27 protein-coding genes are annotated in these 22,172 nt (G+C 61.5%); 6 read left to right on the forward strand and 21 right to left on the reverse strand.

The window, feature by feature from the left end:
- Positions 1-169: 169 nt before the first annotated feature.
- The 3 genes from ACW73L_RS10625 to ACW73L_RS10635 are packed head-to-tail and all read left to right on the forward strand — an operon-like array spanning position 170 to position 3,574.
- Entirely contained in the window at positions 170-2,599 is a 2,430-nt protein-coding gene (locus ACW73L_RS10625; RefSeq protein ID WP_498921878.1) for a Lon protease family protein, read from the forward strand.
- Positions 2,589-3,398 (forward strand): hypothetical protein, encoded by an 810-nt coding sequence (locus tag ACW73L_RS10630; protein WP_498921879.1) that lies wholly within the window; start codon positions 2,589-2,591, stop codon positions 3,396-3,398. Before ACW73L_RS10625 ends, ACW73L_RS10630 begins: the two co-directional genes overlap by 11 nt.
- Positions 3,398-3,574 carry a hypothetical protein gene (locus ACW73L_RS10635; RefSeq protein WP_498921880.1) on the forward strand — a complete coding sequence of 59 codons (177 nt, stop codon included), beginning with the start codon at positions 3,398-3,400 and terminating at the stop codon, positions 3,572-3,574. Before ACW73L_RS10630 ends, ACW73L_RS10635 begins: the two co-directional genes overlap by 1 nt.
- A 1-nt stretch (position 3,575) precedes the next feature.
- Here ACW73L_RS10635 and ACW73L_RS10640 read toward each other — a convergent pair whose 3' ends face one another.
- Genes ACW73L_RS10640 through gshB form a run of 7 tightly spaced genes read right to left on the reverse strand, consistent with a single transcriptional unit; the run spans position 3,576 to position 9,378 of the window.
- Positions 3,576-4,859 carry a dihydroorotase gene (locus ACW73L_RS10640; protein ID WP_498921881.1) on the reverse strand — a complete coding sequence of 428 codons (1,284 nt, stop codon included), beginning with the start codon at positions 4,857-4,859 and terminating at the stop codon, positions 3,576-3,578.
- On the reverse strand, positions 4,856-5,854 hold the full coding sequence (locus tag ACW73L_RS10645) for an aspartate carbamoyltransferase catalytic subunit (RefSeq protein WP_498921882.1): 999 nt from the start codon (positions 5,852-5,854) through the stop codon (positions 4,856-4,858). The genes ACW73L_RS10640 and ACW73L_RS10645 overlap by 4 nt, the downstream gene beginning before the upstream one ends.
- Positions 5,855-5,860: 6 nt before the next feature.
- Positions 5,861-6,388, reverse strand: coding sequence for a bifunctional pyr operon transcriptional regulator/uracil phosphoribosyltransferase PyrR (pyrR, locus tag ACW73L_RS10650; RefSeq protein WP_498921883.1), 528 nt, complete (start codon positions 6,386-6,388; stop codon positions 5,861-5,863).
- On the reverse strand, positions 6,385-6,855 hold the full coding sequence (gene ruvX / locus ACW73L_RS10655; protein WP_498921884.1) for a Holliday junction resolvase RuvX: 471 nt from the start codon (positions 6,853-6,855) through the stop codon (positions 6,385-6,387). The genes pyrR and ruvX overlap by 4 nt, the downstream gene beginning before the upstream one ends.
- Positions 6,848-7,414 carry a YqgE/AlgH family protein gene (locus ACW73L_RS10660; protein ID WP_498921885.1) on the reverse strand — a complete coding sequence of 189 codons (567 nt, stop codon included), beginning with the start codon at positions 7,412-7,414 and terminating at the stop codon, positions 6,848-6,850. Before ACW73L_RS10660 ends, ruvX begins: the two co-directional genes overlap by 8 nt.
- 38 nt (positions 7,415-7,452) lie before the next feature.
- Entirely contained in the window at positions 7,453-8,418 is a 966-nt protein-coding gene (locus tag ACW73L_RS10665) for an energy transducer TonB (RefSeq protein ID WP_498921886.1), read from the reverse strand.
- A 3-nt stretch (positions 8,419-8,421) separates the two neighbouring features.
- Positions 8,422-9,378 (reverse strand): glutathione synthase, encoded by a 957-nt coding sequence (gshB, locus tag ACW73L_RS10670; protein ID WP_498921887.1) that lies wholly within the window; start codon positions 9,376-9,378, stop codon positions 8,422-8,424.
- A gap of 108 nt (positions 9,379-9,486) precedes the next feature.
- Here gshB and rpmB point away from each other — a divergent pair, with 108 nt between their 5' ends.
- From rpmB to ACW73L_RS10685, 3 genes are all read left to right on the forward strand, one after another.
- Complete coding sequence (rpmB, locus tag ACW73L_RS10675; protein ID WP_139556327.1) at positions 9,487-9,723, forward strand: 50S ribosomal protein L28; 237 nt, start codon at positions 9,487-9,489, stop codon at positions 9,721-9,723.
- A 30-nt stretch (positions 9,724-9,753) separates the two neighbouring features.
- The gene (rpmG, locus tag ACW73L_RS10680) at positions 9,754-9,909 is read left to right on the forward strand and encodes a 50S ribosomal protein L33 (RefSeq protein WP_139556326.1); all 156 of its coding nucleotides are present in this window, start codon (positions 9,754-9,756) and stop codon (positions 9,907-9,909) included.
- Between the two features lie 305 nt (positions 9,910-10,214).
- Positions 10,215-11,582, forward strand: coding sequence for a DegQ family serine endoprotease (locus ACW73L_RS10685; RefSeq protein ID WP_498921888.1), 1,368 nt, complete (start codon positions 10,215-10,217; stop codon positions 11,580-11,582).
- 88 nt (positions 11,583-11,670) lie between these two features.
- Here ACW73L_RS10685 and ACW73L_RS10690 read toward each other — a convergent pair whose 3' ends face one another.
- The 14 genes from ACW73L_RS10690 to rplF all read right to left on the reverse strand — a co-directional run bounded on the left by ACW73L_RS10690 (position 11,671) and on the right by rplF (position 22,166).
- Complete coding sequence (locus ACW73L_RS10690) at positions 11,671-12,609, reverse strand: branched-chain amino acid transaminase (protein ID WP_498921889.1); 939 nt, start codon at positions 12,607-12,609, stop codon at positions 11,671-11,673.
- A gap of 39 nt (positions 12,610-12,648) precedes the next feature.
- Complete coding sequence (gene glnE, locus ACW73L_RS10695; RefSeq protein WP_498921890.1) at positions 12,649-15,528, reverse strand: bifunctional [glutamate--ammonia ligase]-adenylyl-L-tyrosine phosphorylase/[glutamate--ammonia-ligase] adenylyltransferase; 2,880 nt, start codon at positions 15,526-15,528, stop codon at positions 12,649-12,651.
- 182 nt (positions 15,529-15,710) lie between these two features.
- On the reverse strand, positions 15,711-16,082 hold the full coding sequence (gene rplQ / locus ACW73L_RS10700; RefSeq protein WP_498921891.1) for a 50S ribosomal protein L17: 372 nt from the start codon (positions 16,080-16,082) through the stop codon (positions 15,711-15,713).
- Positions 16,083-16,141: 59 nt separating this feature from the next.
- Positions 16,142-17,122 (reverse strand): DNA-directed RNA polymerase subunit alpha, encoded by a 981-nt coding sequence (locus ACW73L_RS10705; protein ID WP_498921892.1) that lies wholly within the window; start codon positions 17,120-17,122, stop codon positions 16,142-16,144.
- A 22-nt stretch (positions 17,123-17,144) separates the two neighbouring features.
- Entirely contained in the window at positions 17,145-17,765 is a 621-nt protein-coding gene (rpsD, locus tag ACW73L_RS10710; RefSeq protein WP_498921893.1) for a 30S ribosomal protein S4, read from the reverse strand.
- A 16-nt stretch (positions 17,766-17,781) separates the two neighbouring features.
- Positions 17,782-18,165, reverse strand: a complete 384-nt coding sequence (rpsK, locus tag ACW73L_RS10715; RefSeq protein ID WP_139556319.1) for a 30S ribosomal protein S11 — start codon at positions 18,163-18,165, stop codon at positions 17,782-17,784.
- A 27-nt stretch (positions 18,166-18,192) separates the two neighbouring features.
- Entirely contained in the window at positions 18,193-18,549 is a 357-nt protein-coding gene (gene rpsM / locus ACW73L_RS10720; protein ID WP_139556318.1) for a 30S ribosomal protein S13, read from the reverse strand.
- Between the two features lie 74 nt (positions 18,550-18,623).
- Positions 18,624-18,737 carry a 50S ribosomal protein L36 gene (gene rpmJ, locus ACW73L_RS10725; protein ID WP_082054193.1) on the reverse strand — a complete coding sequence of 38 codons (114 nt, stop codon included), beginning with the start codon at positions 18,735-18,737 and terminating at the stop codon, positions 18,624-18,626.
- A gap of 37 nt (positions 18,738-18,774) precedes the next feature.
- Positions 18,775-20,091, reverse strand: a complete 1,317-nt coding sequence (gene secY / locus ACW73L_RS10730) for a preprotein translocase subunit SecY (protein WP_498921894.1) — start codon at positions 20,089-20,091, stop codon at positions 18,775-18,777.
- Between the two features lie 26 nt (positions 20,092-20,117).
- Positions 20,118-20,552, reverse strand: coding sequence for a 50S ribosomal protein L15 (gene rplO, locus ACW73L_RS10735; RefSeq protein ID WP_498921895.1), 435 nt, complete (start codon positions 20,550-20,552; stop codon positions 20,118-20,120).
- 2 nt (positions 20,553-20,554) lie between these two features.
- Entirely contained in the window at positions 20,555-20,740 is a 186-nt protein-coding gene (rpmD, locus tag ACW73L_RS10740; protein WP_498921896.1) for a 50S ribosomal protein L30, read from the reverse strand.
- Positions 20,737-21,255 (reverse strand): 30S ribosomal protein S5, encoded by a 519-nt coding sequence (gene rpsE, locus ACW73L_RS10745; protein ID WP_139556314.1) that lies wholly within the window; start codon positions 21,253-21,255, stop codon positions 20,737-20,739. The genes rpmD and rpsE overlap by 4 nt, the downstream gene beginning before the upstream one ends.
- Positions 21,256-21,264: 9 nt before the next feature.
- Positions 21,265-21,618, reverse strand: a complete 354-nt coding sequence (rplR, locus tag ACW73L_RS10750) for a 50S ribosomal protein L18 (protein WP_139556313.1) — start codon at positions 21,616-21,618, stop codon at positions 21,265-21,267.
- 14 nt (positions 21,619-21,632) lie between these two features.
- Positions 21,633-22,166 carry a 50S ribosomal protein L6 gene (gene rplF, locus ACW73L_RS10755; protein ID WP_498921897.1) on the reverse strand — a complete coding sequence of 178 codons (534 nt, stop codon included), beginning with the start codon at positions 22,164-22,166 and terminating at the stop codon, positions 21,633-21,635.
- Between the last annotated feature and the right edge of the window lie 6 nt (positions 22,167-22,172).

The raw sequence follows: 22,172 nt of genomic DNA on the forward strand, positions 1-22,172 counted from the left end.
GAGCAAGTGACCCGCAAAAAGCCGCGTAGTATCGCCAATCCGGACCGGGTTGTCACCGACAGCAACCGGCTGTTCAGCCGACGGCCCGCGGCCGGCGCCCCGATTTGCCAAGACACAGCCGAGTGTCCGATGATGCGCCTACCCGACCAGAGCAACCCGGGAGTCTCGCGTGACGATCCCCACCCTCGGTCCCCGCCCCCTGCCCGCGGACCAGTTGTTCAACTCCTGCGACCCCTCGCAACTGGCGTTCGCGACGACCGATGAACTGGCCGATATCGGCGTGGTCGTCGGCCAGGAACGTGCCCTCAAGGCCATTCGTTTCGGCGTCTCGATCCCGCGTAAGGGCTTCAACGTGTTCGCTCTGGGGCCCACCGGCACCGGCAAGATGACCGCGGTGCGCGAAATCGTCACACGCGAGGCCGAACATCAACCGAAACCTGAGGACTGGTGTTACGTAAACAACTTCACCGACCCCTCCAAACCCAAGGTACTGAGCCTGCCGGCCGGCGTCGGCCGGCGCTTCGCGGCGGATATGACCCACGTGATCGAGGAACTCAGCATCTCGATCCCGGCGGCATTCGAAGGCGAGGAATACCGGACACGAACGGAGGAAATCGAAGAAGAGGCCAAGGAACGTGAGACAAACGCCCTCAACGAACTGCGCCGCGAAGCGAAGCGGCAACACGTAGCCCTGATCGAAACACCAACCGGGTTCGCCTTTGCCCCGATCAACCCGGAGAACGAGGTCCTGAGCCCGGATCAATACCATGCGCTCGCCGAGACCGACCAGCAGCACATCCGTGAGACCATCGAACAACTTCATCAGGCGCTGCAAAAACTACTCCGTCAGTTCCAGCCTTGGCGCAAGGAAGCCAAAGAGAAGCTGAAGAACTTAAACCGGGAGATTGCCACCTTCGCGGTCAATCACCTGATCAGCGACCTCGCCGAACGCTACGGCCATATGGACGGGGTCAAACAGTTCATCGACGCAGCCCGGCAGGACATCGTCGATCACGCCGATGAGTTTTTCCCGAAGCCAGAGGGTAGCAGTGGCGGCCTGTTCGGCCAGAGTGCGCGGCAGAGTCCCGGGCAGCGCTATCAGGTAAACCTGATCGTAGCCCATGATGATGCCGCCGCGGCACCGGTTGTGTTCGAGGACCTGCCGACCCACAGCAATCTGGTCGGCCGCATCGAGTATCAGGCCCTGATGGGCGCGCTGCTGACCGACTTCACGATGATCAAGGGCGGCGCCCTGCATCGCGCGAACGGCGGCTATCTGCTGCTGGACGCCCGAAAATTGCTGCTGCAGCCCTACGCCTGGGAAACCCTGAAGCGGACGCTGCAGGCCGGTGAAATTCGGGTCGAGGCCCTCGAGCGAACCCTGGGCCTCATGAGTACCGGCACGCTCGAACCAGAACCGATTCCGCTACGCACAAAGGTCGTGCTGATCGGCGACCGCCTGTTGTACTACCTGCTGAACGTCTACGATCCGGAGTTTCGGAGCCTGTTCAAGGTCTCAGCCGATTTCGAGGAGACCATCGACCGGACTCCCGACAGCACCGCGATGTACGCCCGCCTGATCGCGAGCCTCTCTCGTCGCGAAGGACTGCATCCGCTCGATCGCGACGCGGTGATCCGCGTGATCGACGAATCCGCACGCTGGGCGGAGGATGCGGAAAAGCTCAACACACACCTGCAACGCCTTGGCGACCTACTGAAAGAGGCGGACTTCTGGGCCACGGAAGCCCGACGCAACGTCATCACGCGGGAGGATATCCAGACCGCGATCGACGAGCAGACCAGGCGCTCGGATCGGATCCGACAGCGGCTTTACGAAGCGATCCAGCGCGGCACTGTGCTGATCGACACCAGCGACGTGGCGGTGGGCCAGATCAACGGCCTATCGGTGATCAGCCTCGGCGACTTTGCCTTCGGTCAGCCGTCGCGCATCACCGCGACGACCCGGCCCGGCAGCGGCAAAGTCATCGACATCGAACGCGAAACAGAGCTCGGCGGCGCAATTCACAGCAAAGGCGTCATGATCGTGTCGAATCTGCTCGCCGCCCGGTTTGCCCGGGCGCAGGCGTTCTCGGTCTCGGCCAGCCTGGTGTTCGAACAGTCGTACGGCAAGGTCGACGGTGACAGCGCATCGCTTGCCGAATTGTGCGTAATCCTTTCGTCGCTCGCCGAGTTGCCGATCCGGCAGAATCTCGCCGTGACGGGTTCGATCAACCAGCACGGACGAGTGCAGCCGATCGGCGGTGCGAACGAGAAGATCGAAGGGTTTTTCGATATCTGCCATGCCCGAGGCCTTACCGGCGACCAAGGCGTTATCATCCCCCGCGCCAACGTCAAGAACCTGATGCTCCGCGCCGATGTGGTCGCCGCCGTGCGCGGGGGTAATTTTCACGTGTATGCGGTCGATTCACTCGACGAGGCGCTGGAACTGCTGCTGGGCGTTTCCGCAGGCGAGCGCGATGCGTCCGGGAACTTTCCCGGCGACAGCCTCAACGGCCGTATCGAAACCAAACTGCTTGAGTTCGCACGTATTCAACGCCGCTGGATGCAGGCAGACAAGACCGATTCGAATGAACAGTAAGCCTCCTGCCTCCCGCCTGCGAATCGTCGTCGCGTTCGATGTTTGTCGCCGAGATCTCGACTCACTCGAACTGGCGGCCGTCCTGGCGGCGCGACGCGGAGCCGAGATCGACGCCGTGTTCGTCGAGGAGCTGAACCTACTCAACAGCGCCCAACTGCCGTTCACTCGGGAGGTCGACCGCCTTTTCGGCACCGAACGCGCTTTCGACCCGCTCCGGGTCTCGCGCGCTCAGCGCATTGGCCTGTCTCAGATCCGGCAGGAATTAGGGCGCCTGGCCGAGCAACTGAAGATTCGCGGCAGCGTCCGCACGCTCCGGGGGCACCTCGTTCCCACGGCCCTGGCCTGTGTTGGCGACATCGATGTGCTCGTGATCGGTCGTCGTCGGGATCGCCCGGCTGCGGAGCGGGCCGGACCACGCCTGTCGGTAACCAGGAGAGCGGGCACCATCGCCCCCGCGGTGCAGCGGGAAGCCCTGTGGTCGGTCTTCGACGGCACCGCGGCGAGCCTGTCCGCGGTAGTGGTGGCCGCAGAGGTGGCTGCCTGCGAGAAGCGGCCCCTGTGCGTAGCGGTGCCGCGCTCGCCGCCTGAACTGACCCAGGAACTGCAGCGCAGCCTGGCTTCAGGGCAAGCGCCGCAGCCTGCTATCAGCCGGATCGTCGAGATCCATCCTTTCGAGCCGATTGACCTGTTGCGCCGTTTGCGGCAAAGCGGTTGCCGCATGCTGGTCGTCCCGCGCACCGAGCAGGCGCTGATCGAGGCGATGGCCGACAGTGCGGACTGGCCGTTGATGCTGGTCTGATGACGCCGCACTTGGGCGAGTTCGCGGCGTTCAGGCAACGCCCGCGGGCGGGCGGCCGTTCGATCCTGATCCGCGCCGTGAGTGCCGCACGATGCGCCATCGTCATCCTGCCGACCGGCATCAGTCGGGGCGTCCCTGCGACGGCGCAGGCACCCGAAAGGGAAAAACTCGCTTGAATCAAACCTGCTCGACGACGCAGCCGCCGATCACCATGGTCGTGACTCGGCCCACCATGTCCTCACCCCAAAACGGGGTATTGCGTCCCGCGCTCCGCCAACTGGTCGCGTCGACCTTCCAGCAACGTTGGGGGTCGAAGATGCAGATGTCGGCTGGGGCTCCGACGGCCAGGCGCCCGGACCCGAGCCCGAGGATGCGAGCCGGACCCACGGTCAGCCGGGCAATCAACTCCGGCAGCGACAAGACACCCGCAGCGACCAGACTCAGACCCAGCGGCAGCATGCACTCGAGCGTCGCCATGCCGGGCTCGGTCTCCGGGAAAACCTGCAGTTTCGCATCGGGGTCGTGCGGTTGGTGATCCGAGCACAGCGCCGCAAGAGTACCGGCTGCGACAGCGGCCCGCAGCGCAGCCCGATCCGCTTCGGTCCGGAGGGGCGGATCGACATGGCACATCGCGTTGAAGCCGTCGACGTGCCGCTCGGTCAGATGCAGCTGGTGCAGTGCCGTGTCCGCCGTCACCGGCAGACCGCGCTGCTGCGCGCTGGTAATCGAGCGAATGGCGCGGGCGCTGCTGACCTGGCCGAAGTGCAAACGGACTCCGGTGAGTTCGGCCAGCACGAGGGCTTCCGCCACCGCAACGGTCTCGGCCGCTTCCGGTATACCGGGCAGACCCAGCCGCATAGCGACGGCACCCTCGTGAACGCAACCGCCGTCGCGCAATGCCGCATCCTGCGGACGCAAGCACACCAGCAGATCGTAACTGGCGGCGTACTCGAACGCACGGCGCAGAACCAGATTGTTCGCGAGCGGCACCCCCGCATTGCCGACAGCCCGGCATCCGGCCGACTGCAGGGCGCCGAGTTCACTGAGATCGCGTCCATTGAGCCCCCTCGTCAGGGCACCGATCGGCAACACGCGGATGCGGCCGGCCTGCTGCGCACGCTCCAGGATCAGCTTGACGACAGCAGGGGAATCGATCACCGGCACCGTGTCCGGTGGCATGCAAACCGTCGTGAAACCCGCGGCGAGCGCGGCCGCCCCCTCGCTAGCGATCGTACCCTTGTGTGCCTGCCCGGGTTCCCTTAGCCGTGCGGACAAGTCGATGAAGCCCGGGCAGACCACGTGCCCCGGCACCTGCAATTCACGGTCGGGCTGGAAATCCGCGGGCTGATGGCCTACCGCCAGGATTACCCCGTCGGCGCTGCACACCGGCCCAACGCGGTCGATGCCGCTGTCCGGGTCGATGACCCGCCCGCCGCTGATCAATAATCGCTCGGCGCTCATACCCGACGCTCTGCTCCGGGATCGAATTCGGTGCCACTGCGCATGGCCAAAGACATGATGGCCATGCGGATCGGTATACCGTAGTGAACCTGCTTCAGAATGACCGATTGCAGTCCATCGGCGACGTTGGAGTCGATTTCGACGCCTCGGTTGATCGGCCCGGGATGCATGACGATCGCGTCAGGCCTGGCCAGGGCGAGACGGCGCTCTGTCAACCCGAAACGCGCGAAATACTCCCGCTCGCTCGGGATGAATGCCCCACTCATCCGTTCGCGCTGCAGCCGCAGCATGACGACCACGTCCACACCCTCGATACCCGCATCGAGATCCGTCCAAAGACTGACACCCAGGTCTTCGGCGTGCATCGGCAGCAGCGTCCTCGGCGCAATCGCCCGGATGTCACGCACGCCGAGCAGGCGCAGCGCATGTATCTCCGAACGCGCGACCCGGGAATGGAGGATGTCGCCGACGATCGCGACTTTCAGCGAGGGAAAGTCCCGCCCGCTCCGGCGAATCGTGAACAAATCCAGCATCGCTTGCGTCGGGTGCGCGTGGCGGCCGTCGCCGGCATTGATCACACTGACATGCGGCGCGACATGCTCTGCGATGAAGTGAGCAGCCCCGCTGTGAGCGTGACGGACCACGAACATGTCCACCTGCATCGCCTCGATGTTCCGAATCGTGTCCAGCAGGCTTTCGCCTTTGGCCGTCGCGGAGGTCGCGATATTGATGTTCAGCACATCGGCCGAAAGGCGCTGGGCCGCCAACTCGAAAGTCGTGCGGGTGCGCGTGCTGTTCTCGAAGAAGAGATTGACGACGGTCTTGCCGCGCAGCAGAGGCACTTTCTTGACCGTCTGTTCGGTGACACTGCAAAAAGACTCCGCGGTGTCCATGATGCGGTTCAGGAGGCCGGCGTTCAGGCCTTCGACGGTCAGGAAATGGCGAAGGTTACCGGCGGTGTCGAGTTGCAAGGATCCGATCTGAGTGTGCTTCACGCGGCATCACACCTGCTGAGTAACCAGCCGCAGCGGCTCGGGCCCGACCAGTTTTATCCGTTGATTCTGTCCGGCCGAGGCGTGCCCGCCAATGCAGTCCGCCTGAATCGGAATCTGACGCCCGCTGCGCTCCACCAGAATACCCAGCACCACCCGCGCCGGGCGGCCGTAGTCGAAAATCTCGTTGAGCGCAGCGCGGATGGTACGTCCGGTAAATAGCACGTCGTCGATCAGCAGGATGTCACGGCCTTCAACGTTGAACGGCAAGCGGCTGGGACCCACACGCGGATGGACTCCAACCGTCGAAAAATCGTCGCGATAAAAGGAGATGTTCAGCAGGCCGAGCGGCTCCGCCAAACCCAGGCGGGTGTGCAGGGCCGCCGCAATCCAGGCCCCGCCTGTCTCGATACCGACCATCGCCGGATGCACGAGGCCCCGCCGCTCGATCTCTCGCCGCAGGCTTGCTTCAAGCGTATCGATCAGCGTCGGCACGTCGAAATCCTCGGTGGCGTCTCGCCTCTCCACGACGTTCATGGGACTGTCTCGGCAAGGGTCGAGGCTGCCGGTTCATCCAGCCAGGATTGCAGTATCAGTCGCGCGGACAGTTCGTCCTTCTGAGCGGCAAACCGAACTGATCGGTGGTGATCTCCGGCAAAGTAACGCGTGCGTGCATCGGCCGTCGAAAGTGTTTCGTCGAAAGCAAAGACAGGCAAACGGTACCGTCTGGCTAGGCCGGCGGCAAAATGTCCGATCGCGACCTGAACGGGATTCTCCTCACCTGGCTGGGCATAGGGCCAGCCCACGACGAATGCCGCCGGCTGCCAGGTCGTCAGGATCTCCGAAATGGTCTTCCAAGGTTCGTGCTTACGGCCCATCAGAATCGTGCACAACGCCGCGGCCGAGCGGGTCACGGTCTGACCGACTGCAACGCCGATCCGCTTGGTTCCGAAGTCGAAGCCCACGACCACGCCAGCGATACTCTCGGGGCGTACTTCAGGCATGGCCCGCCGCACTGCCCAGCAGTCCGATATCGATTCCCATCAGCCCAGCTGCGGCCTTCCAGCGCTGCGTGGCCGGGAGATCGAACAGGATAGGCGCCTCGGCCGGCGCGTTCAACCAGGCGTTCTCGCCGATCTCCCGTTCCAACTGGCCCTTCGCCCACCCGGCATAGCCCAACGCGACCAGTATACGGCGGGGGCCGCGACCGGACCCGATCGCTTCGAGAATGTCCCGGGATGTCGTCAGCGCGATGGAGTCGGAGACCGTCAGCGTCGAATCCCATTGTTCGCCCGGCTCGTGCAGCACAAAGCCTCGCTCGCGATGGACCGGCCCACCGAAGTAGACCTGCGCCTGTCCGACGGAAGCCGTCTCCACTTCGATATTCATCTGCTCCATGACCTCGCCCAGTGTGAGTTCCGACGGCCGGTTGACAATGATGCCCAAGGCACCATCGGCGCTGTGCTGGCAGAGGTAGGTCACCGTCTTGGCGAAAATCGGATCGGCCAGGCCCGGCATGGCGATCAGGAAATGATTGGTCAGATTGTCGGCTTGCTCGTTCATGGCTGTTCTTTGTCGGAGCGGCAAGGTGCTGCCGAGCGTCAAGGCGCGGTCGACAGATGGTGATCGGTAAAGAAGCGCCAAGTGCGGGTGATTACGAGCACATCGTAATCCGCTTTTAACTGCGAGGGAAACGGCGCGAACGGCGCCGCGAGGCGAACGATCCTGACGGCCGCCTCATCAAGCTCCGCGTGCCCGGATGACTTTACGACATTGATGCCTTTTAGACTGCCGTCCGCATTGACACCGACGGTCAGCAGCAGACCTCCGCTCAAGTTCTTGCGGCGCGCTTCTTCAGGGTAGTTCAGGTTGCCGATGCGCTCCACCTTGTCCTGCCATGCCCTTTCGTACGCATCCGCGGCATAGCGATGAGTCGTCACCTGGGCTACATAAGCCGTCCGAGCCGGCATTGCGGACTCCCTGGCCCGGGTCTCGGTGTACGAGGCCGTCCACTCGCTAATCTGCCGGTCTAGGAGCGATGACGTCACCCGAGGCCGCTCGACAGGCGGCGCCGCCCCCTCAGCAGCGTCCGATCCCGATGGCACGGCCGAAACCGGCGCCTCCGCGACGGGCGCCTCCGTCGCCGCCTGAACGCTGCGCGCAGGTGCGCGTTCCACTCGCTCCTTCCGCGGCAGAGGCTTCGGCACCGGAGTGGAAGTTGCGATCGCCGGCGCGTCTGCTGCAGAGGCTCGCGCACTGCCGGCACTGACCACTGCGGCAGGCCCGTCGGCGACACGTGGCCCGATCGGTCCGGCCTTGGAGCTAACCTCAGGCGCATCGATCGCGCCCGGCCGGCTCTCGGCTTGGGCGGGAACCTGGCCCGCCGCGTCAACGGCCACCGGCGTCGGCGTAAGCTCCAGCGCGATGTCGAGCACGGTGGCCGGCGGCCGGTTGATCGCGACCGACGGCAGATCGAGCCGCACTGCGTACAGCACCGCGCCGTGCAGCAGCAGCGCTGCCAGCAGAAAGGGCAGCAAACGATCGCCGGACTGCGGCCAGCTGTTCATGGATCAGGAAGCCTCGGCGACAGTCGCTGCGACGTGGTCCATCAAGCGGGCGCTGATATTGAGTCCGAACTGACGGTCAAGCTCCTGTACACAGGTGGGGCTCGTGACATTGACCTCAGTCAGATAATTGCCGATGACGTCCAGCCCGACGAAGGCCAGTCCCCGCTTCTTCAGTTCGGGCGCAACCTGGGCCACAATCCAGCAATCGCGCTCCGTGAGCGGCCGGCCTTCGGCCCGACCACCGGCCGCGAGGTTGCCACGGCTCTCACCCGCCGCGGGAATGCGCGCCAGAGCGTAGGGAACGGCCTCTCCGTTGACGACGAGTATGCGCTTGTCGCCGTCGACGATTTCCGGCAGATAACGCTGCGCCATGACGAACCGCGTATTGTGCCGGGTCATGGTCTCGAGGATCACCGTCAGATTAGGATCACCCAGCGCAACGCGAAAGATCGAGGCACCACCCATGCCATCCAACGGCTTCAGGATGATCTCTCCCTGCTCGTGCAGGAACTCCCGCAAACGTGCCGCTTCCCGTGCCACCAGCGTCGGCGCACAGCATTGTGGAAACCACGAGGTGAACAGCTTTTCGTTGGCGTCGCGCAGCGAGCGGGGCCTGTTGATGACACGAACGCCGTGGTTTTCCGCGCACTCGAGCAGATAGGTTGCGTAGATATATTCCTGATCGAAGGGCGGATCCTTGCGCATCAGGACGACATCGAGTGCGTCCAGAGGCAGTGTTTCCTCGCCGTGGAAGCGGTACCACGCGTCTTCGTTGCGCGTTACGCTGAGCAAGCGAACGCGAGCAAAGGCGCGGCCATCCCGCAGGAACAAGTCGTTCAACTCCATGTAGTAGAGCGACCAACCACGCGCCTGCGCTTCGAGCAACAGCGCGAAACTGGTGTCCTTTTCGATCTTGATCTTGCCGATCGGATCCATGACGATACCGAGCTTCAGGCTCATCGCGGCCCCTCCGAACCCCAGTGTGGCGCGGCCCGCAGGGATTGACGACTGCGACTCGCTTCATATATAAAGCGGAGTTTGATCTCACTCAAGGTTTCGAGGCTCACGATGTCCAGAACGTGCCAGGTAACGGGTAAACGCCGTATTGTAGGCCATAACGTCTCCCATGCTAACAACAAGACCAAGAAGGTCTTCAACCCTAACGTGCATGATCACCGCTTCTGGGTTGCCAGCGAAAACCGTTGGGTCAAGCTGCGCGTATCCAACCAGGGTCTGCGGACGATCGACAAGAACGGCATCGAAGCTGTGTTGGCTGACATGCGGAAACGCGGCGTAACCGTCTAAACCCATCGCCAGAAATCAGGAGCGACTCTGATGCGGGACAAAATCAAGCTTATTTCGTCAGCAGGAACCGGGCATTTCTATACGACCAGCAAGAACAAGAAGACCATGCCGGAAAAGATGGAAATCAAGAAGTTCGATCCGGTCGTGCGAAAGCATGTGATGTACAAGGAAGGCAAGATCAAATGACCGCCTGGGCAGGCGCTCCCGGACGCGCCTGCCCCCATCGCTTGAACCACCGCGCCCCACTCAACGCAGGCGCACCCGGAGGAAGAAGTTGTCGCTTCACTCCGCTTGAACCCCTACCAGCATCGCCTCTGAGCCCCGCCGGCATGCTGCGCTGAAACCTGCACGCCCCACCCTGCCCCGCGGTGCGCCATTGCACGCCCTCGCCCCCTTGAAATTCGGGTTCGCACGAAGCATATCGGCAGGATGGTCAAGGGGCCCCACGGCTCCTCCCCAACGCCAACGATTGCACACTTAAGGTGAGGTTCATGCGCAAGGTTCGGATTCCCTTACTCCCCGTCGTCGCACTGGCCTGCCTGGGCGGATTGCAGCCAATGGCGCCTGCCTTGGGCGCCTGGCCGGACAGCATCGATGGACAGCGGCTGCCCAGCCTCGCCCCGATGCTGCGGAAGACAACGCCGGCAGTCGTGAACATTTCGACGCGCACGCGGATTGAAACGGCAGAGCACCCCCTCATGCGCGATCCGTTTTTCAGGCATTTTTTCCAGATGCCGGACGCACCGCAACAACGCCAGTCCTCCAGCCTCGGATCGGGCGTGATCGTCGATGCCGCGCGGGGTTATATCCTCACGAACAACCACGTGATCGACAAGGCACAGGAGATCACGGTCACGCTCAGCGATGGTCGACAGCTGAACGCGACGCTGGTCGGCACCGATCCCGAATCGGATGTTGCCGTGATCAAGACCGAGCCGCAGAATCTCACCGCACTACCCATCGCCGATTCGGATAAGTTGGAAGTCGGGGATTTCGTCGTGGCCATCGGCAATCCCTTCGGCCTGGGTCAGAGTGTCACCTCCGGGATCGTCAGCGCATTGGGTCGATCGGGCCTCGGGATCGAGGGTTACGAGGATTTCATACAGACGGACGCATCGATCAACCCCGGCAACTCGGGCGGCGCGCTCGTGAACCTGAACGGGGAACTGGTCGGCATCAACACTGCCATCATCGCGCCGAGCGGCGGGAACGTCGGCATCGGCTTTGCCATCCCGTCGAAAATGGCGGCCCAGATCAAGGACCAACTGATCGAGCACGGCGAGATCCGCCGCGGTCTACTTGGCATCAGCGCCCAGGATCTGACACCGGAACTCGCTCAGGCCTTTTCGTTGCCGCAGAATCACGGCGCGGTGATCAGTTCGGTGCAGGCGGGCTCGCCGGCGGCCCGCGCTCAGCTCGAACCTGGCGATATCGTGCTTGCGATCAACGGCCGCAAAGTCAGGAATAGCATGGACGTCCGCAATGCCATCGGATTGCTGCGCGTCGGCGAGAAGGTCGAGGTCGAGGTGATCCACAAGGGCGACACGGTGACAAGAAACGCCGAGATTGCCGCACCGAAAATCGTCCGTGAAGACGGCAACAAGATTCACCCCAAACTCGCTGGAACCGTGCTCGAGAACACGCCGCCGGATGCGCCTGCGACAGGCGTACTCGTCGAGCGGATCCACAGCGCTTCCTATGCCTGGGCTGCGGGACTGCGCCCGGGGGACATCCTGGTGATGGCGAACCGCCGCCCGATCACCAATCTGGATGATCTCGCCGCCGCCGCCAAAGGCAGCAAGGAGTTACTGCTCAACCTGCAGCGCGGCAGCGGCGCCTTCTTCCTGATGCTGCGTTAGCCCGAGGACGCGCTTCGTACTCGGGTAGTTTGCTGAGGGGTTGCGCCGTCGCCGTTGAAGCGATGGCCGCAACCCGCACCGCCCGGGGTCAATCAGCTATGCGGTCGACATAGCTCAGCCATTCCGTACGCTCCGCCTGTTTCCCATGCACGTACGAAAAATAAAGCGACTGCAGCTTTTCAGTGATAGGCCCACGACCACCATAAGGACCAATGCTGCGAGAGTCCACTTCGCGTATCGGCGTCACTTCGGCAGCCGTACCCGTGAAGAACGCTTCATCCGCAACATAGACCTCATCCCGCGTGATGCGCTTTTCGCGCACCTCGATACCCAGATCAGCGGCGAGCGTCATGATCGTCTCGCGCGTGATTCCTTCCAGGGCCGATGTCAGATCCGGCGTGTACAGGCAGCCATTCCGTACGATGAAGATATTCTCACCGCTACCCTCGGCGACGAAGCCTTCGTGGTCCAACAACAGGGCTTCGTCGCACCCGGCTGCAACTGCCTCCTTAACCGCCAGGATCGAGTTCAGGTAGTTGCCATTCGCCTTGGCCTTCAGCATGGCACTGTTGACGTGGCTGCGCGTAAAAGACGAGGTGCGCACGCGGATGCCCCGGGTCATGTTCTCCGCACCGAGGTAGCTGCCCCACTCCCAGGCGGCAACCATCACATGGACCTTCAGGTTGCTCGCATGCAGCCCCATGCCTTCGCTGCCCAGGAAACACATCGGGCGAATGTAGGCGCTCGCCAACCGATTGCGGGTGACTGCTTCGCACTGAATGCGGTTGAGCGTGTCCCTGTCATAGGGCATGGACATCGCCATGATGTGTGCCGAGCGGAACAAGCGATCAGTATGGTCACGCAACCGAAAGATCGCCGCGCCGCGGTCGGTCTGGTAGGCCCGGAGACCCTCGAAAACGCCGCACCCGTAATGCAGTGTGTGGGTCAGCACGTGGACTTTGGCGTCGCGCCAATCGATCCATTCGCCGTCCAGCCAGATCACACCGTCTCTATCCTCCATCGCCATGGACTCACTCCTGCATGGGAAATTAATCGTGAAGCGTCACTAATCTTGCATAATGCGTTGCCATATCCGCTGAATAGCGGCCCTTTCGGCAGCATTCTCGCAGCGCGGAACCAGCGCGGGTTCTTCCCGCAAGGCGCAGCGGTGACCCTGGGCGCGATAGTGGCAGTAGACGTTTCGGAGCGTCTCCGCGTCTTCGGGCGAGAGGAAATTCACATCCCGCAAGGCATCGAGCAGGCGAACCACATCGGTCCACCGCGTGATCGCAGGGGCGGCGGCAGCATTAGCTAGGACTCCAAATTGTACAATAAACTCGATGTCCGCAATACCGCCAACCCCCTGTTTCAAATCAAAGACCTGCGAATCAACAACGAGCAGGTGCTGACGCATCTTCTCGCGCATTTCCACGACCTCGGCGCGCAGCGTCGTCTTGTCACGCGGGCATGCCAGCGTGTCGCGCCGGATATCGGAAAAACGCTCGCCCACGGCCGCGTCCCCCGCGATGAAGCGCGCCCGCACTAGGGATTGCTGCTCCCAAGTCCACGCCGACTCGCGCTGATAAGTTTCGTACGCCTCCAGACTGCTCACGAGCAATCCGGAATTCCCGCTAGGTCTCAAACGCAGATCGATCTCATACAAGGCACCGGCGTGCGTCTGTGTGGTCATCAGGGAGACCAGACGCTTGGCGACCCGCGCATAGAACTCGGCCAGCGTCACCGGACTGGAGCCCTCGGTCAACGTCGTAACATCCGGGGCGTTGTGGAGAAAGACCAAATCGAGGTCCGAACCATACCCCAACTCCAGGCCCCCGAGCTTGCCATAGGCCACGACGCCAAAACCACGCAGGTCTTCGGGACCGGCCGAACCGGGCGGCCCACCATGCCGGCCAGCGGTCATGCGCCACGCCTCCCGCAGCACGCCTTCCACCAGGGTCTCGGCGAGGTAGCTCAGATAATCGCTGACCACCATGAGAGGCGTCACGCCCATGATGTCGGTCGCCGCCACGCGCAAAATGTTCGCCTGCTTGAATTCACGGAATGCCACCATTCGCTGTTCGGCATCGCCCAAATCGACCAGGCTGAGTTTCTCTTGAAGTTCTGCCGCCAGTTCCGAGCGGCTCAACGGACGATAGAGCGCCCGGGGATCCAGTAACTCGTCCAGTAATACCGGAAACTGGGTAATATGTTGGATGATCCAGGGGCTTGCAACGGCGAACCTGACGAGTTGCGACAAGGCCAGGGGGTTTTCCGCCAATAGCGCGAAGTAGACGCTGCGCGACGCGATGGACTCAAGGAGTCGCAGCAGGCGCCCTAAAGCCAACTCGGGATCGAGACTCGTAGCGACCGCCCGCAAAATCAGCGGCATCACCCGATTGAGGTCGGCAGCCCCGCGGCTCGTCAGGCGTTTCACCGGGCGCGCGTGCTCAAAATCCTCAAGCAACCGCCACGCCCGCTCCGGATCCGGAAATCCTATTGCCTCCAGCCACGCAGTGGATGGTAACTCCCCGCCGACGCAATAGACCTGCTCCTCCCCTTCGGTATGTGGCGCCGCCATCACTTGCTCGAAGACCTCGTGCGTCTGACGCCGCAAGTCATCGACCCGAGCCTTTAGCGCGGGCCAATCCACATAGCCGAGCGACCACGCCAGAAGCGCCTGACGGTCCGGCCCCTGCGGCAAGTCGTGGGTCTGCTGATCTTGATACTCCTGCAGCCGATTCTCGATCGTGCGCAGGAATCGATAAGATTCCGTCAGCTTACGGACCACCGCTTCCGGCAGGTGGCCCTGCCGCGCCAGCGCGGCCAGAGTCTGAATGACACGACGGTCGCGCAAGCCGCGTTCATGACCTCCTCGAATCAACTGGAAGACCTGAGCTACGAATTCGATTTCCCGTATCCCGCCCAGACCCAGCTTTATGTTCTCCTGGCGATCGCGCCGCAGAACCTCCGTAAGGATCTTCTGTTTGAGATCCCGCAGTTCCCCGAACGCCCGGTAGTCCAGATACCTGCGGTAGACGAAGGACTCAATCAACGCTTCAAGTTGTCGCGTCGACACCGAATCGCCCGCGATGACACGCGCCTTGACCATCGCGTAGCGTTCCCATTCACGCGCCTGTGTCTGGAAATAAAGCTCTAGCGCATCGAAACTCATGACCAGTGGCCCGCTGTCCCCGAAAGGCCGCAGGCGCATGTCGACGCGGAATACGAAGCCCGCATCGGTCGTTTCGTCAAGGAGCTGAATGAGGCGACGACCCAGGCGCGTGTAGAATTCCGAATAGCTCGTTGCCCGCCGGTCCGGAAAGGCTCCCTCGCTGCGAAAGAGGAAGATCAGGTCGATATCCGAGGAAAAGTTGAGTTCCCAGGCCCCGAGTTTGCCCATACCGACCACGCACAACGGCTGCACGTCGCCTTCCGGGTTAAGCGGTGTGCCGGTTGCCTTGCAAGCGCGATCAAAAAGGACGGCGAGCGCTTCGGAGACGATGGCTTCCGCGAGTTCGGAGGTCTCGCGTAGCGTCGCATCGATGTCGGCCAATCCTGCGATGTCCCGCCAGGCCAGGCGCACCATCTCCCGCATCCGGAAGCGCCGCAGGACGGGCCCGAGGTCCGCCTCGTTGGAGCAGGACGACAGTGCCGACCTCAGCAACTCACGGTACGCCGCAAGGCACGTGGGCCTAAGCAGCCGTTGGGCCGTGTCCGCTGCTGCGAGCCACTCCGGCTCCCGCAAACACCATTGCATCACGAACGGACTTGCGGACCACACGAGTACGACGGAATCGGTGATCGCTTGCGGGACCGAATCCAAGCCGCCGTACTGCTTCAGGAAGGCCGACCAGTTTTCTGTGGCCCGAGCTTGTATGCTAGCGGGAATCGTTGCGAAGTCAGGGAGGATCGGTGCGGCGGCGGGCCCAGAGATGGAATCTGTCATGCCGGAAGCTCACCCACCACAGTGTGCGAGTCGGAACGCGGCCCGTTTAGGCACCACGGACGGGTGAAGGCAGGCACGCGATCGTGCCCGTGGGAAGGGACGAACGCCGAGACATGACGTCCGGCGTCCAAAACTACGGGGGTACGGCCGCGCCGACTTGAGCTGCGCCGCGGCCTGCACCGTCAGGTGTCTACAGTGCGATCCACCAACTCTACGTAGGCCATCGGGGCGTTGTCGCCCGGACGATAACCGCACTTGATGATACGCAGATACCCGCCTGGACGATCCTTGTAGCGCGGTGCCAGTTCGTCAAACAGTTTGGTTACGGCAGCGCGATCACGCATGCGCGCAAATGCTAGCCGCCGACCGGCCACGCTGTCATTGCGCTTCGACAGTGTGATCAAGGGCTCCGCATAACGACGCAATTCCTTGGCCTTAGGCAGGGTCGTCTGAATCATTTCAACCTGGAACAGGGAATTGACCATGTTCCGGAATAGCGCGCTGCGGTGAGAGCTGTCGATGTTGAATTTTCGACCGGCTTTACGGTGACGCATGGAATTGTCCTACGAGCTTATTGTTTAGTGTGTTCAGGGTCGCGCACGCAACCGGATGCTCACTGTCCTGGCCGCTTGAGCCCCTCGGGGGGCCAATTCTCTAAGCGCATACCCAGTTGCAGACCCTTCGTCGCAAGCACGTCCTTGATTTCCATCAACGACTTCTTGCCGAGGTTTGGAGTCCGCAACAAATCAACTTCGGTGCGCTGTATCAGGTCACCGATATAGAAGATGTTTTCCGCCTTCAGGCAGTTCGCAGAGCGTACCGTCAACTCGAGATCGTCCACTGGGCGCATGAGCAATGGATCAAAATGCGTCGGCGGATGATCCACCTTCGAGACCATCTCCGTATTGAGATCCAGCAGCACCGAAAGATGCTGATTCAGTATCGACGCCGCATCGCGGACCGCCTCCTCCGGATCGACCGTGCCGTTGGTCTCGATCTCGATCACCAGGCGGTCCAGGTCGGTGCGCTGTTCAACACGCGCGCTCTCGACCAAATATGACACCTTTTTGATCGGGCTGAACCAAGCATCCAGATGTAACGTACCGATCGGTGCCTCACTCTCCACCAAGCGGGACGCGACCGATTGATAGCCCCGCCCCTTCTGTACGCGCAGCGCCATCGAGAGCTTCACGGGGCTTGTCAGGTGGGCAATCACCAAATCCGGATTGATGATCTCGACGTCATGCGTGAGAGCGATGTCCGATGCCAGCACGACGCCAGGCCCTGTCTTTTCCAATCGCAGACTCGCCTCGTCGCCATGCGACTTAATCGACAAGTCCTTCAGGTTGAGAAGAATGTCGATCACATCTTCCTGCACGCCGTCAATGAAGGCGTACTCATGCAGCACGCCATCGATAGCCGCCTCGGTGACTGCACATCCTGGGATGGAGGACAAGAGCACCCTGCGCAGTGCATTGCCGAGCGTATGACCGAAGCCCCGCTCCAGCGGCTCGATGACGATGCGCGCACTGTGGCTTTCGATAGGACTGACGCTTATCAGTCGCGGTCTTATCAAATCAGCAAGATTCTGCATAGACGCTTCCGAGGGGAGGTAATTACTTGGAGTAGAGTTCGACAACCAACTGCTCGTTGATGTCCGAGCCAAGTTCCGCGCGCTCCGGAGGCATCCGGAAAGTACCCTTCATCTGGGTTACATCCACATCGACCCAGGACGGAAACCCGTACTGTTCCGTGACCTGGAGTGCATCCTTGATCCGCTGCTGCGCCTTGGCGCGCTCGCGGATGGTGATCACATCACCGCTCTTCACCAGGTAGGACGGGATGTTCAAGACGCTCTCGTTGACACAAACCGCCTTGTGGCTGACCAACTGCCGCGCCTCCGCTCGGGTCGACGCAAAGCCCATGCGATAGACGACATTGTCGAGCCGGCATTCCAGGATGCTGAGGAGGTTTTCACCTGTCGAGCCCTTGCGGCGCGAAGCTTCCTGGTAGTAGCCGCGAAACTGACGTTCCAACACGCCGTAGATGCGACGCAGCTTTTGCTTAGCCCGCAACTGGGCAGCGTAATCCGTCAGCCGCGCACGCTTCTGGCCATGTTGCCCAGGAGGCTGATCGAGCTTGCATTTGGACTCTAGCGACTTGCCACGCGACTTGTGGAACAGATCGCTGCCTTCGCGGCGGCTCAGCTTGCACTTGGGACCAATATATCTTGCCATTTACACAGCTCCGTATTCAGACACGCCGCTTCTTGGGCGGCCGGCAACCGTTATGAGGGATGGGAGTCGTGTCGACGATGTTGGTGATCTTGAAACCAAGCGCGTTGAGCGACCGCACCGCGGACTCGCGACCCGGACCCGGGCCGGTTATGCGAACATCGAGGTTGCGCATGCCGTATTCCTTCGCGATGTTGCCCGCCTTCTCAGCGGCAACCTGCGCCGCGAATGGCGTGCTCTTCCGAGAGCCGCGAAAGCCCGAAGCCCCGGCACTGGCCCAAGAGAGCGCATTGCCTTTTCGGTCCGTGATCGTGATGATCGTGTTGTTGAAGGACGCGCTGATATGCGCGATGCCATCACTGATGTCCTTCTTGATCTTTTTTGTCGAGCGACCTGTTGCCATTTCTGTCCGAAACCTCTGAGCCAGACCTTACTTACGAATGGGCCGGCGCGGCCCCTTGCGGGTGCGTGCGTTGGTCCGAGTGCGTTGACCGCGAACGGGCAGACCGCGACGATGACGAAGCCCGCGGAAGCAGCTCAAATCCATCAGCCGCTTAATGTTCATCGAGGTCTCGCGCCGAAGGTCACCCTCAACGACGAACCGACCCACTTCTTCGCGCAACCGATCGATCTGTTCGTCGTTGAGCGTCTTGACCTTGGCGGCGGGATCGATCCCGGCGCGCTCGCAGATGACCCCGGCGCGTGTAGCCCCGACTCCGTAGATGGAACGCAGCGAGATCACCACGTGTTTATGGTCCGGTATGTTTACGCCGGCAATTCGTGCCATTTTCCTTCTCCAGCTATACTGGCCCGTTTAAGTGAATCGCGAATCATATCACTGTTTAACGCAAAGACCAATAATCAGCCTTGGCGCTGCTTGTGCCGCGCATCCTTACAAATGATGCGGACAGTGCCCTTCCGCTTCAAAACTTTACAGTTGCGGCAGATCTTCTTTACGGAAGCTCTTACTTTCATGACTTATGCCCTCCGGTCGCCGGCAGACTGCCGATCGTCATTTAATTTTGATGTTGGACTTCTTCAGAAGCCCTTCGTACTGATGCGAGATGATGTAGGTCTGGATCTGTGACATGAAATCCATGACCACGACCACGATGATCAACAGCGACGTACCACCAAAGTAGAACGGCACATTCCAGTACACGATCAGGAACTCCGGCAACAAGCACACCGCTGTGATGTACATCGCGCCGATCAGCGTCAAACGCGTCATTACGCTGTCGATGTATTGCGCTGTCTGTTGACCAGGCCGTATGCCAGGCACGAAGGCCCCAGACTTCTTTAAATTGTCCGCCGTCTCGTTAGTATTGAAGACCAGCGCCGCGTAGAAGAAGCAAAAGAAGATGATCGCAGCGGCGTAACAGAACACGTAGAGCGGCTGGCCCGGCGACAGTGCTGTGGCAACATCCTGAAGCCAGGATAAGTTTTCGCTACTGCCAAACCAACCCGCGATGGTCGTCGGAAACAGAATGATGCTAGACGCGAAAATCGGCGGGATGACACCAGACATATTCAGCTTCAACGGCAGGAAGCTCTTGTGCGCGGCATACATCCGACGCCCTTCCTGACGCTTCGCATAGTTGATCGTGATCCGTCGTTGCCCTCGCTCGACGAAAACCACCAACGCCGTCACGGCCAACGCCAACGCGAAGAGCAATACGATACTCATCGGCCCCATTTCACCGGTGCGCGCGAGTTCGAGCGTACCCCCGATCGCTGACGGCAAACCGGCAACGATGCCAGAAAAGATGATGATCGAGATCCCATTCCCGATCCCCCGCTCGGTGACTTGCTCACCCAACCACATCAGGAATACCGTTCCGGCGACGAGCGAAACGGCCGTGACGAAGAGAAAGTGAAATCCAGGCGCAATCACGACCGATGATCCCGCGGCGGTTTGATTCTGCAGCGCGAGCCCGACACCGATCGCCTGGAAACTGGCCAGCCCGACGGTTCCGTATCGCGTGTACTGGTTGAGCCGGCGACGCCCGGATTCTCCTTCCTTCTTTATCTGCTCCAGCTGCGGCACCACGACGGTCATCAACTGAATGATGATCGACGCCGAGATGTATGGCATGATGCCGAGAGCAAAAATGCTCAACCGTTTGAAGGCACCGCCCGAGAACATGTTAACCATGTCCAGGAAGCCACCCTGCTGCGAGAATAGAGCGGCGAGTGCCTTCGGATCCACCCCGGGAATCGGGATGTGCGCTCCGACTCGGTAGACGAATAGCGCGCCCAGCACGAACAGCAGTCGCTGCCGCAACTCCGTCAATTTACCCAGTTGATCTCCGAGACCTGTCGTAGCCACGCCCAGCCCGCCTTGTTGTTATTGCTTTAGTCTTCCACTCGCCCGCCACAGGCCTCGATTTTTTCTCGAGCACCCGCGCTGGCGTGGATCCCTTTCAACACGATCCGCCGCTCGATCTCGCCCTTCACGATCGCTTTCACGCGCAGCGTGTGAGCCGGGACGAGGCCCGCCGCCTTCAAGACAGCCAAATCAATATCTTCCTGCGGGAGCCCGTTCAGACTCCGCAGCGTCACCTCGGCCACATAACGTTTCTTCAGTGACCGGAAACCAACTTTTGGCAGCCGGCGCTGGAGAGGCATCTGGCCGCCCTCGAAACCGACCTTGTGGAAGCCACCCGCACGCGCCTTCTGGCCTTTGTGTCCCTTGCCGCTCGTCTTGCCGAGGCCCGAACCGATCCCTCGCCCCAAGCGACGTTTTTCTTGGCGGCTGCCCGGGGCTGGGCTGATGGTGTTCAGAAACATGATCAGGCTTCCTCGACTTTCAGCATGTACGAGATACGATTAACCATCCCGCGGTTCTCCGGCGTGTCGTTGACCAAAATGGTCTGGTGTATGCGCCGGATACCCAAACCGCTAACGCAGGCCTGATGGCTGCGCAGGCGACCGTGCTTGCTCTTTACGAGCGTGACTCGGAGTTGCTTGGTGCTCATTTCGCCCCCAGAACTTCGTCCAGCGTTTTGCCGCGTTTCGCTGCCATCTGCTTCGGATCCTTGATCTGCGTGAGACCCTGGATGGTCGCAGCCACGACGTTGATGGGGTTGTTGGTCCCGATGCACTTCGCCAGTACATTGTGAATCCCAACAACCTCGAAAACGGCCCTCATCGCACCGCCGGCGATGATCCCGGTGCCCTCTGAAGCCGGCTGCATATACACCTTTGCAGCGCCGCTCGAAGCGGTCACGGCGTAGTGCAGCGTGTCGCCCTTGAGACACACCTGACGCATGTTCTTGCGCGCCTGCTCCATGGATTTCTGAATGGCAACCGGGACTTCACGGGCCTTGCTCAGCCCGTATCCCACCTTGCCGTTGCCGTCGCCGACCACAGTCAGGGCGGTGAATCCGAATTGCCGTCCGCCCTTGACCACCTTGGTCACGCGACGCACGTCAACCAGCTTTTCCGAGAGTCCTTCCGGATTCGCGGTCTGTACGCTTACGTTGCTTGCCATGTCTCGATCCTAAAATTTCAGACCTGCTTCACGCGCCGCATCGGCAAGTGCCTTCACACGGCCATGATAGCGGAACCCCGAACGGTCAAATGCGACCTCGGATACACCGAGCGCCAGCGCCTTTTCCGCGATGCTTTTGCCGACCGCCTTGGCCGCATCCTGGTTGCCCGTGCCGCTCAAGCCTTCACGGAGCGTGACCTCAAGGGTCGATGCGCTAGCGATGACGTTTGCGCCGTCCGCACTGAAGATCTGTGCGTAGATATGGCGCGGAGTCCGATGCACGCTCAAGCGCGTCTGGCCTGTGCGTCGTATCGTCATTCTTGTCTTTGCGGCTCGTTTGAGGCGCGCCGATTTCTTATCCATTGCTCCGTCCTACGCTACTTCTTCTTGGCTTCTTTACGGACAATCTGTTCGTCGCTGTAGCGGACGCCCTTGCCCTTATAGGGTTCAGGCGGGCGGTATGCGCGAATATTTGCGGCAACCTGCCCCACTTGCTGACGATCGCAACCGCGAACGATGATGTCGGTCTGTGACGGCGTTTCGAGTTCGATGCCCGCAGGCGCCCGATACTCGACCGGGTGCGAGAAGCCCAACGTGAGGCTTAGCGTGTCGCCCTTTGCCTGAGCCCGATAGCCAACGCCGACCAGAGACAACTTCGTCTCGAATCCCGTGCTCACGCCGGTCACCATGTTGGCGATGTTCGCCCGCGTCGTCCCCGCCAGTGCGTTCAACTGTTGGTTGGACTTATCAGCGGTCACGATCACTTCTCCGCCTTCGACTCGAACCGGCACGCCCGCCGGGATCGACCGGGACAAAACGCCCTTCTTTCCCTTCACGGTAAGTTCGGAGCCGTTGAGCGCGACCTCAACGCCGGCCGGAAGCTTGACCGGATTTTTTGCTACTCTCGACATTTCAAC

This window comes from Methylolobus aquaticus, assembly GCF_054172105.1.

Excerpts from the sequence above, each read along its gene's own strand:
- ACW73L_RS10630 (WP_498921879.1), top strand. The coding sequence starts at position 2,589 with ATGAACAGTAAGCCTCCTGCCTCCCGCCTGCGAATCGTCGTCGCGTTC.
- ACW73L_RS10635 (WP_498921880.1), top strand. The coding sequence starts at position 3,398 with ATGACGCCGCACTTGGGCGAGTTCGCGGCGTTCAGGCAACGCCCGCGG.
- ACW73L_RS10640 (WP_498921881.1), bottom strand. The coding sequence starts at position 4,859 with ATGAGCGCCGAGCGATTATTGATCAGCGGCGGGCGGGTCATCGACCCG.
- pyrR (WP_498921883.1), bottom strand. The coding sequence starts at position 6,388 with ATGAACGTCGTGGAGAGGCGAGACGCCACCGAGGATTTCGACGTGCCG.
- ruvX (WP_498921884.1), bottom strand. The coding sequence starts at position 6,855 with ATGCCTGAAGTACGCCCCGAGAGTATCGCTGGCGTGGTCGTGGGCTTC.
- ACW73L_RS10660 (WP_498921885.1), bottom strand. The coding sequence starts at position 7,414 with ATGAACGAGCAAGCCGACAATCTGACCAATCATTTCCTGATCGCCATG.
- ACW73L_RS10665 (WP_498921886.1), bottom strand. The coding sequence starts at position 8,418 with ATGAACAGCTGGCCGCAGTCCGGCGATCGTTTGCTGCCCTTTCTGCTG.
- gshB (WP_498921887.1), bottom strand. The coding sequence starts at position 9,378 with ATGAGCCTGAAGCTCGGTATCGTCATGGATCCGATCGGCAAGATCAAG.
- rpmB (WP_139556327.1), top strand. The coding sequence starts at position 9,487 with ATGTCCAGAACGTGCCAGGTAACGGGTAAACGCCGTATTGTAGGCCAT.
- rpmG (WP_139556326.1), top strand. The coding sequence starts at position 9,754 with ATGCGGGACAAAATCAAGCTTATTTCGTCAGCAGGAACCGGGCATTTC.
- ACW73L_RS10685 (WP_498921888.1), top strand. The coding sequence starts at position 10,215 with ATGCGCAAGGTTCGGATTCCCTTACTCCCCGTCGTCGCACTGGCCTGC.
- ACW73L_RS10690 (WP_498921889.1), bottom strand. The coding sequence starts at position 12,609 with ATGGCGATGGAGGATAGAGACGGTGTGATCTGGCTGGACGGCGAATGG.
- glnE (WP_498921890.1), bottom strand. The coding sequence starts at position 15,528 with ATGACAGATTCCATCTCTGGGCCCGCCGCCGCACCGATCCTCCCTGAC.
- rplQ (WP_498921891.1), bottom strand. The coding sequence starts at position 16,082 with ATGCGTCACCGTAAAGCCGGTCGAAAATTCAACATCGACAGCTCTCAC.
- ACW73L_RS10705 (WP_498921892.1), bottom strand. The coding sequence starts at position 17,122 with ATGCAGAATCTTGCTGATTTGATAAGACCGCGACTGATAAGCGTCAGT.
- rpsD (WP_498921893.1), bottom strand. The coding sequence starts at position 17,765 with ATGGCAAGATATATTGGTCCCAAGTGCAAGCTGAGCCGCCGCGAAGGC.
- rpsK (WP_139556319.1), bottom strand. The coding sequence starts at position 18,165 with ATGGCAACAGGTCGCTCGACAAAAAAGATCAAGAAGGACATCAGTGAT.
- rpsM (WP_139556318.1), bottom strand. The coding sequence starts at position 18,549 with ATGGCACGAATTGCCGGCGTAAACATACCGGACCATAAACACGTGGTG.
- rpmJ (WP_082054193.1), bottom strand. The coding sequence starts at position 18,737 with ATGAAAGTAAGAGCTTCCGTAAAGAAGATCTGCCGCAACTGTAAAGTT.
- rplO (WP_498921895.1), bottom strand. The coding sequence starts at position 20,552 with ATGTTTCTGAACACCATCAGCCCAGCCCCGGGCAGCCGCCAAGAAAAA.
- rpmD (WP_498921896.1), bottom strand. The coding sequence starts at position 20,740 with ATGAGCACCAAGCAACTCCGAGTCACGCTCGTAAAGAGCAAGCACGGT.
- rpsE (WP_139556314.1), bottom strand. The coding sequence starts at position 21,255 with ATGGCAAGCAACGTAAGCGTACAGACCGCGAATCCGGAAGGACTCTCG.
- rplR (WP_139556313.1), bottom strand. The coding sequence starts at position 21,618 with ATGGATAAGAAATCGGCGCGCCTCAAACGAGCCGCAAAGACAAGAATG.
- rplF (WP_498921897.1), bottom strand. The coding sequence starts at position 22,166 with ATGTCGAGAGTAGCAAAAAATCCGGTCAAGCTTCCGGCCGGCGTTGAG.